The following is a 7,238-nucleotide window of genomic DNA, read 5'->3' as shown; positions in this document are numbered from 1 at the left end:
CCTGAACGGGTCGTCGCCATCCGTTCCCTGCAACAGGCCGCGCCGGACGATGTCACGCGCCATTTCGGGATCGAGGCGGATGGTAGTTTCATGATCGACGTCAGCAGTTTTCATGTGGCGCCATTGTGAGCGAAATCGCGATTGTCGCAAGGGACCGTGTGATGTGTCATCAACGGGACCAGAAAAGGTTTGCCAGTATCATGGGGAGACAGAGATGAGCCGGGAATCCGTTCAGGCATTTTTCGAGGTCAATGCACCAGACATCAAACCCGTGGTGCTGACGGACAGCACGGCAACAGTCGCGGAAGCAGCCCAGGCGCTCGGAGTGCAGGAAGGCAGATTGCCAAGACACTGGCGCTGAAAGTCGGCGATGAACGAATTCTGGTCGTCATGGCAGGAACGGGGCGGCTGGATAACCGCAAAACGAAGGATACGTTCGGAAACCGGCCCCGCATGCTGCCTGCGGAAGAGGTGCTGGAACTGACCAGCCATCCGGTCGGCGGTGTGTGTCCCTTCGGACTGCCGCAGCCGGTCCGGACTTTCTGTGATGCTTCACTGCGCGCGTTCGATGTAGTCTGGCCGGCAGCGGGAGACCGGAACAGCTCTGTGTGTCTGACACCTGACCGTCTGGCAGATCTCGTCGGAGCGGAATGGGTGGATGTCAGTCAGGAGTAGGGGCGGCTTTCGCCCTCATGTCGGACATTTGCGGGTGGCTAAAAATTTCGCAAAACCGGACATTGGTGGAGTTCCGCCTGCCTATTTTCCCTCTGGTATCTGCGCGCGGTTTTTTGCTACATATTAAATAGGGTTCGGCTAGTGCTGCTCACTGATCCGGACTTTCCCACAAAATCATGATCCTCCCAAAAATCGCTATGGCAGAGCTGTGGCAAGGATCACCCACGCGACACGCAAAGCCCGCCCAGACCCGGCAGGCTTTTTTTGTGTCTGCATTTCAGGACACGTCATGTCGAATACCAACTCGTCAGCGTCGTCAGACGCTATCTGCCAAGCCAGAAACCGGCCGAAGGTCTGGCTACGGTCGGCTTCGGGGCTGTGGAAATGGCCGGGGCTACGCGTCTCTCTAGGCTACGTGGTGATTAACTTTTTAGCTTATCTGCGGCATCACGCCACAGGAAATGAGGAAGCATGTCTGGATCAAACCGTCCCTATAATCCGTCCCACACCCCGTCGCCGTCAGAATCGCCGCGTGCTCCCAGCGCGACTAAGACGTCGCTTCAAGGAAGCGGTTTTATTGAACGCCATGAGGAGCAAAGGGGCGTCAGCAACCGTCTGCACTGGCCGGGCGGAGCGTCCGGCGTAACGCTCGGACCGGGTTATGACATGCGCGATCGTTCCCGGGCGGAGATTGAGCAGAAATTGCGGGATATCGGCATCAACTCCAGTCTGGTGTCTCGCGTGGCGGCGGGGGCTGGCCTGCGTGGCGAAGCGGCCAGGAGGGTCGCACGGGATAATCAAAATCTCGTCAGTCTGACGGACGATCAGCAGAGTCGTCTTCTGCAGGTCAATCTCCCGAACTACGAGGCGATCGTTCGTCGGGGCATCCATGTGTACCTGACACAAAATGAGTTCAATGCCCTCGTGTCGTTCGTCTACAATCCAGGAAGAGGTTGGCCGGGTGTCCGTGCTGCTATCAACAGCGGCGACAAACGCAAGGCCGTCAGAATCATCGAGGAGCAGGTGCGCTCGAAAGGCAAGATCATGAACGGTCTGGTCCGGAGACGGCACGACGAAGCCATGCTTCTGCTGGAAGGACAATATTGATGATCCGCGCTATCCTGAGCCTGATTTGCGCCGTCTGTATCGGTGGCACCGCACACGCGGGCGCCAAGCCGGAGTCTTTGGAGGAGCAGTCTTACAACGGCAATACAATGTTCAACGAGGAGCTCGATGGAAAGGCGTTTCTCAATGGGCGGTTGATCGTGCGCGTCGAGCGTGTTTCGACCTGTGTGTCGGCGGTCTGGACCCGCAGCGGCGACGTCGGATCGCCGCTGCGGCGCGACCTGCTGGAATGGGACAAAATGTTTGATGGCGATCCTTCGAACGACGCCCGGTCTTACTATTTGACGTTCGTCTATGCCGCCCATCGGAGCGACGATGTCGTGTCCATGCCTCTCACGGCGCATCCCGACCGCTTTGAAGATACGGCCGGTGTCACCCTCCTGTCGTGCCAACCGAAACGGCATCATCGCAAGTGACGATCTCTGCGCCGGGCGTTCCCGCCGGAAACATAACGCTCGGCGCGTCTGCCAGAGCAGATCCCATTCAGATCGGATCATCTGAATGGGTGAAGATGCTTGCAAAAACCAATGAAACAGAGCCTTTCTGCTGAACCAGAGTTCAGTGGAAATTCTCCAGACACCGTTTATCTCCCAAAGCCGACCTTCCGCATCCCCCCCTGAACTGCCTGTCCGCTCAAGAAACGTGAAGCGGACAGGCGGCAGACGCCTTCTTCTCGGACAATAAAATTCCGAAACCGTTCGCCACGTAGCAGACGTAATTTGATCGGGTCCCACCGGTTCAGGTCACTGCGACAGCTTGATTCCTCCACCAACGTATTATTGTCAGCGGAGATAGCTATCAATATATATGCGTCAGATGCAATTATTATGTCTATTTAATTCAATTTAGAAAATAATTGTCGAATATTAGATTCTTTTTTACCTCTGCAATACGAAGGGATAACATCGATATGAGATAAAGATCGGCTACGCTAAATTTAACACGATCATTGTCGAGTATATTGCTAAGATTGATACCTTTGCGTAGTTCTTGAACTCTATTGTCGCGGATAATTAAGATCAAAAGGCTGGTCTCGTGGGCCGCCGGAAGCGGTTGTTCATAACCTTTGGAACGCTTCTTCCCACGTGATTTTGGGTACATATCGGGTTGGTCGCTTTAACTAGGCTAGAATTCCCTATAGAACTATTACCATCGTCCTGCGGTTGTTTCTTCTTTCAAGGCAAAGGCATGAGTTCCTCGGATAAGGGCAATAAGCTCGAAGATGCATTCCATCAGTATCTCCTTGATCAGAAGGATCGGGGAGAATTGGTGCTGGGAGCTTATCCTCCCGACAACTGCAAGATTTTCAAAAAGAAGGAATACTACTGTAAAGAGCGCGAGGCGAATGTCGAGTTCGATGTCGTACTGGAACTCTGCGCCAACGGGCGCACTTCGCCTCATCTCTATGTCATTTTCGAATGCAAAAATTACAGTGGCAGTGTTCCTGAGCTGTACGTAAACGACTTCTCAGCGAAACTCGGGCGAATGTTCCCCCATACAGCAAAAGGCGTGATGGTTGTGTCTTCGCGGCTGCAATCCGGAGCCGAAAAGGTCGCGCGGAACAAGGGGCTTGGTATCATAAAATACGACGGAGACGGCCTCGACATCATCGCGGATCGGAAGGCGCGACCGTACATCGAAAACCGTTTTGTGGAATTTCAGCTTTTTCAGGGAGGGTCGGTGACAAAATCCCTGAAGTTCTCTGCCTATAATGATGGAAAGTTTTTCAGCAGCATCAGCCAGTTCCTGGGTAGCCTCCACCCGGAACTCGCAGGAGACGTCGATGAGAGCCCGACGACCATTCCCTTCATGCCTCCGGAGGCCATAAAGAGTTCTGTCCGAGAAGTCCTGAAGCTCGTCGATTACCGGGGTGGGCCGGTAGATTTGGAACATATCTGCTCCGCGCTATCTATAGATCTTCAATATTCCGATCAGGAGGTCCACGACACGGATGGAATGCCAATTCTGGGCTCTGCACACTTCCATCAGAAAGTGATCTCTATCAACTCCCACGGGAACAGGAGCCGTGAACGCTTTACGATCGGTCATGAAATAGGTCATTTTTCCTTGAAACATCACCATTACCTCAGTTCCGAAAATATCATTGAACGCGATCTTTTGATAAACAAGGAGATGGATGCCAGTTTTAACCTGGAGCGGCTTGAATATCAGGCGAACTTGTTCTCATCCAACCTCATCCTGCCCGATGATTCCTTCAAGTTTAAGACTGCGCAATTCCGCAATTTTCTCGAAATCAGGGATAGGGGACATGGTTACATATTCGTCGACGACCAACCTTGCAATTATACGATATATGATCGATTACTTGCGTATCTATCGAGCCATTTCGAGGTATCGAAACAGGCTATCCAGATAAAGTTCAAGCATCTGGGCATGCTCAACGACCAACGCAAGCGGAACCAGCCCTCCAATGTTACCAGAGTTCTGTAATCATGGGGAATTGTCATTCCCAATTGCATACGAAATCCTGAGCAGACACTTCAAGCTGATTTTTTAACACAATCTGGCCGAGAACTGCCCTTTTATCCTGAGCCTCGAACGTCGTGAATTGGTCGGTAGCCGTCATGAACGTGAATTCTGCGAATGGCGGCTTTCTATCATTCCTTGCCGACAACCGACTTTCTGCCCCCCCATTGCCGCCATTAGTCTACGCTTCGAAACCCCTGACAGCCCGAAGTCAGTCATCACACAGTTTGGACACTCCACTCGCGTGCATCGCTGAGCGTCCAGTCGCGTCGACATGACGACTTCAAGCCTCAATGCACACGAGAATCTTTTTCCCCTTGATGCGCCCGTGCTTCAGGGCGGAGAGGCTTGCCGGCAGGTCATTGAACGCGGTGACGATATGCGGCTGGAGGTCCAGGGCACCAATCCGGACAGCATCGAGCAAGTGCGCGCCGGCTTGGCGCCACTCCCGCCAGTCCTCCGCGGTCGCGTGGCCGTGCGCGCTGTTCAGCGCGACTTCATGCAGGGACAGCGCCGTCGTGAATGGCGGCAGGGGTGGCGATTCCAGGCGATCCTGAATGCAGACCAGATGCCCGTTATACCCCACGAGCGGCGCCAGACCCCGCGCATACGCTCCGTTCGTGGTGTCGAATGCAGCAAAGAGGCGGCGCGGCCCGAGTGCTGCAACCAATTGCGCACGCCAGCCCTCATCGCGATAATCGAACGTACCGGCAATGCCCAGCGCCAGCAGCCGTTCGCGATGAACCGGCGACGCGGTCGCCCAGACGCGCCAGTCCCGACGCAATGCCAGTTGCGCCAGGATCAGCGAAACGGCACCGCCTGCCCCGGTCACCAGCACATCCCGGTTCGGTATATCCAGCACCTTGGCGAGCGCCTGCCACGCCGTCAGCCCCGGACACGGAATTCCGGCCGCGCTCTCGTCGCTGACACCGTCGGGAATAACGAGCGCGCAATCGGCATCCACGGTCGTATATTCCGCGAAGCTACCCGGTTTTCCGAGCCCCTGATGATATGCGACCCGCGTTCCCAGGGGGATACCCACGCCGTCACCAGCCTGCGCGACGATTCCGACGCCGTCCACGCCCGGCACATGCCCCGGCCTCCATCCGTCGGGACCAGCGGCAATGACTTTCCAGTCAACTGGGTTGAGCGCGATCATGGTATTCCGCACGACGATCTCACCCGGTCCTGGAAACACGAAGGCCCGGTCCACCAGTTGAAGCTGTTCGGGCTCGCCCGGCGCGTGCCAGCTCCAGGCACGGTATGTCGTTACGGAAGCGTCCATCAGCGATCGTCCCTCTCGCGCTGTAAAAGCAGCGTCTGCTCCCCTCGGAAACAAGCGCTGCCTTTCAGAAAATATCCGCATTTCTCCGCGACCCTGCACGACGTCGCGTGTTCCGGTGCGATGATACAGACCGTGCGATCCACACCGCGCCCGTCCATCCATGCCAATGCAGCCTGAAGCGCTTCGGTCGCAAATCCCTGGCCATGCACCCAGCGCGCCAGAACCCAGCCGGCTTCCGGCACAGTGTCCTGAGGTGGCTCGATATCGCGCTTCCAATCAGCGAAGCCGACATCGCCGACATAGCGCCCATCCGCTTTCGTGCGGACGCACCAGTATCCGTAACCCAGAAGATCCCACAGGCCTCGATAACGAAGAAGGCGAAACCAGCTTTCCTGTTCCGACGATGGAACGCCGCTGATGTGACGAACGACATCCGGATCGCTCCACATCGCGCACAGATCGTTGAAATCCGTCATCTGATGGAGCGAGAGACGCAATCTTTCGGTTTCAATCACATCGGTCTCCCTTCCTGATCGCCAATACGCAAGGCACGCTCCACAGCATGCCGAAGAGGTTCCATATCACCCTCGGTCGTGATCCAGAGCGTTGCCCCTTCAAGTTGCGCAAGGGTATCCGCTGCAACGGACGCCGGTTCGGAAATTGTCCCGGCTTCCAGAATCCCGACCATCGCATCGCGCAATCGTGCGAAAAAACGCCCGCACCGCGTCCCGAGCGTCCGGTGTCTGCGCCGTCACGCCATACGCGAGATGCAACCCCACGCAGCGCCCCCGTGTCTCGAACGTCTCCGCGATCCGTCCGATCAGCATCCGCCAGGCAGCAAACCAGTCCACCACTGGATCCGGGAGATCGACCAGCACGTCGTCGAGCGTCAGGGCCAGAACCTCGCGCACCAGCGATTCTTTCGACGGAAAGCGCGTGTAAAGGCTTTGCGGGCGGAGACCCACGCGATCGGCCAGATCACGCATGGATGCCCCTTCGTAGCCATACTCGCGAAACAGTTCGCGGGCTTCGACAACAATCCGGTGGATAGGAACGGGTTCTCTCATTTCGCCTTTGACTCACGAACGGTCGTTCGCACACAATAGGTCGCAAGTTACTGCCGGGCAAGACCCATGTGTTTCCTGCTCTCCTATCTCCAGCCAAAGGACACCTCCTGATGCTTCTCTATGATCTGGATGTCTCCGGAAACTGCTACAAAGTCCGACTTTTCGCGGCCCTGACTAACACGAAGCTGGACCTTGTTCCTGTCGATCTTGCGGCAGGTCAGAACCGTGATCCAGATTTTCGGAAACTGAACCCGTTTGGGGAAGTGCCCGTCCTGGTTGATGGCGACCTCACACTCCGGGACTCCCAGGCCATCCTGGTTTACCTCGCCGGCCGACTGACGAACCGCAGCTGGTGGCCTGAAGACGCCATGTCACAGGCCACCATCACACAATGGCTTTCAGTGGCGTCGAGCGAGGTTCGCAACGGCCCCAATGCCGCCCGTCTGATCCGGAAATTCGGGTATCCCCTCGATATGGCACCGCCATGCACTGGACCGACAGGCTCCTACCGCTGCTTAATGAGCATGTCGAGACACTGGACTGGTTTGCCCTCCGCCGGCCTACAATTGCCGACAGCGCTCTCTTTCCCTATCTGGCAC

Annotated in this window: 6 protein-coding genes and 3 pseudogenes; 6 read left to right on the top strand and 3 right to left on the bottom strand. The window is 56.2% G+C overall.

Translation table 11 applies throughout. The features are described 5' to 3' along the window. The 5 genes and pseudogenes from JCM25156_RS30895 to JCM25156_RS07410 form a co-directional block, all read left to right on the top strand. Window positions 1-129, top strand: a pseudogene (locus JCM25156_RS30895) (SAM-dependent methyltransferase); the annotation flags it as partial. A gap of 85 nt (window positions 130-214) precedes the next feature. Then, window positions 215-675 (top strand): annotated as a pseudogene (locus tag JCM25156_RS22425) (YbaK/EbsC family protein). 471 nt (window positions 676-1,146) lie between these two features. Then, window positions 1,147-1,782 carry a glycoside hydrolase family protein gene (locus JCM25156_RS22420; RefSeq protein WP_025812639.1) on the top strand — a complete coding sequence of 212 codons (636 nt, stop codon included), beginning with the start codon at window positions 1,147-1,149 and terminating at the stop codon, window positions 1,780-1,782. Further along, window positions 1,782-2,216, top strand: a complete 435-nt coding sequence (locus JCM25156_RS07415; protein ID WP_025812638.1) for a hypothetical protein — start codon at window positions 1,782-1,784, stop codon at window positions 2,214-2,216. The genes JCM25156_RS22420 and JCM25156_RS07415 overlap by 1 nt, the downstream gene beginning before the upstream one ends. A 772-nt stretch (window positions 2,217-2,988) precedes the next feature. Further along, window positions 2,989-4,251 (top strand): ImmA/IrrE family metallo-endopeptidase, encoded by a 1,263-nt coding sequence (locus tag JCM25156_RS07410; RefSeq protein ID WP_025812637.1) that lies wholly within the window; start codon window positions 2,989-2,991, stop codon window positions 4,249-4,251. 319 nt (window positions 4,252-4,570) lie between these two features. On the opposite strand, the gene JCM25156_RS07400 is transcribed toward JCM25156_RS07410, so the two are convergent. The 3 genes from JCM25156_RS07400 to JCM25156_RS22415 form a co-directional block, all read right to left on the bottom strand. Next, on the bottom strand, window positions 4,571-5,572 hold the full coding sequence (locus tag JCM25156_RS07400; RefSeq protein ID WP_025812636.1) for a zinc-binding dehydrogenase: 1,002 nt from the start codon (window positions 5,570-5,572) through the stop codon (window positions 4,571-4,573). After that, a complete protein-coding gene (locus JCM25156_RS07395; protein WP_025812635.1) occupies window positions 5,572-6,087 on the bottom strand; it encodes a GNAT family N-acetyltransferase in 516 nt (171 codons plus the stop codon). The genes JCM25156_RS07400 and JCM25156_RS07395 overlap by 1 nt, the downstream gene beginning before the upstream one ends. Before the next feature lie 99 nt (window positions 6,088-6,186). Continuing rightward, on the bottom strand, window positions 6,187-6,639 hold the full coding sequence (locus tag JCM25156_RS22415) for a TetR/AcrR family transcriptional regulator (protein WP_242402538.1): 453 nt from the start codon (window positions 6,637-6,639) through the stop codon (window positions 6,187-6,189). A gap of 110 nt (window positions 6,640-6,749) precedes the next feature. On the opposite strand from JCM25156_RS22415, the pseudogene JCM25156_RS22410 reads away from it, so the two are divergent. Then, window positions 6,750-7,238: pseudogene (locus JCM25156_RS22410) on the top strand (glutathione S-transferase family protein); the annotation flags it as partial.

The organism is Komagataeibacter kakiaceti JCM 25156 (genome assembly GCF_000613305.1).
Note: the sequence above shows the minus strand (reverse complement) of the source record. Positions and strands in the feature narration are given on the sequence as shown.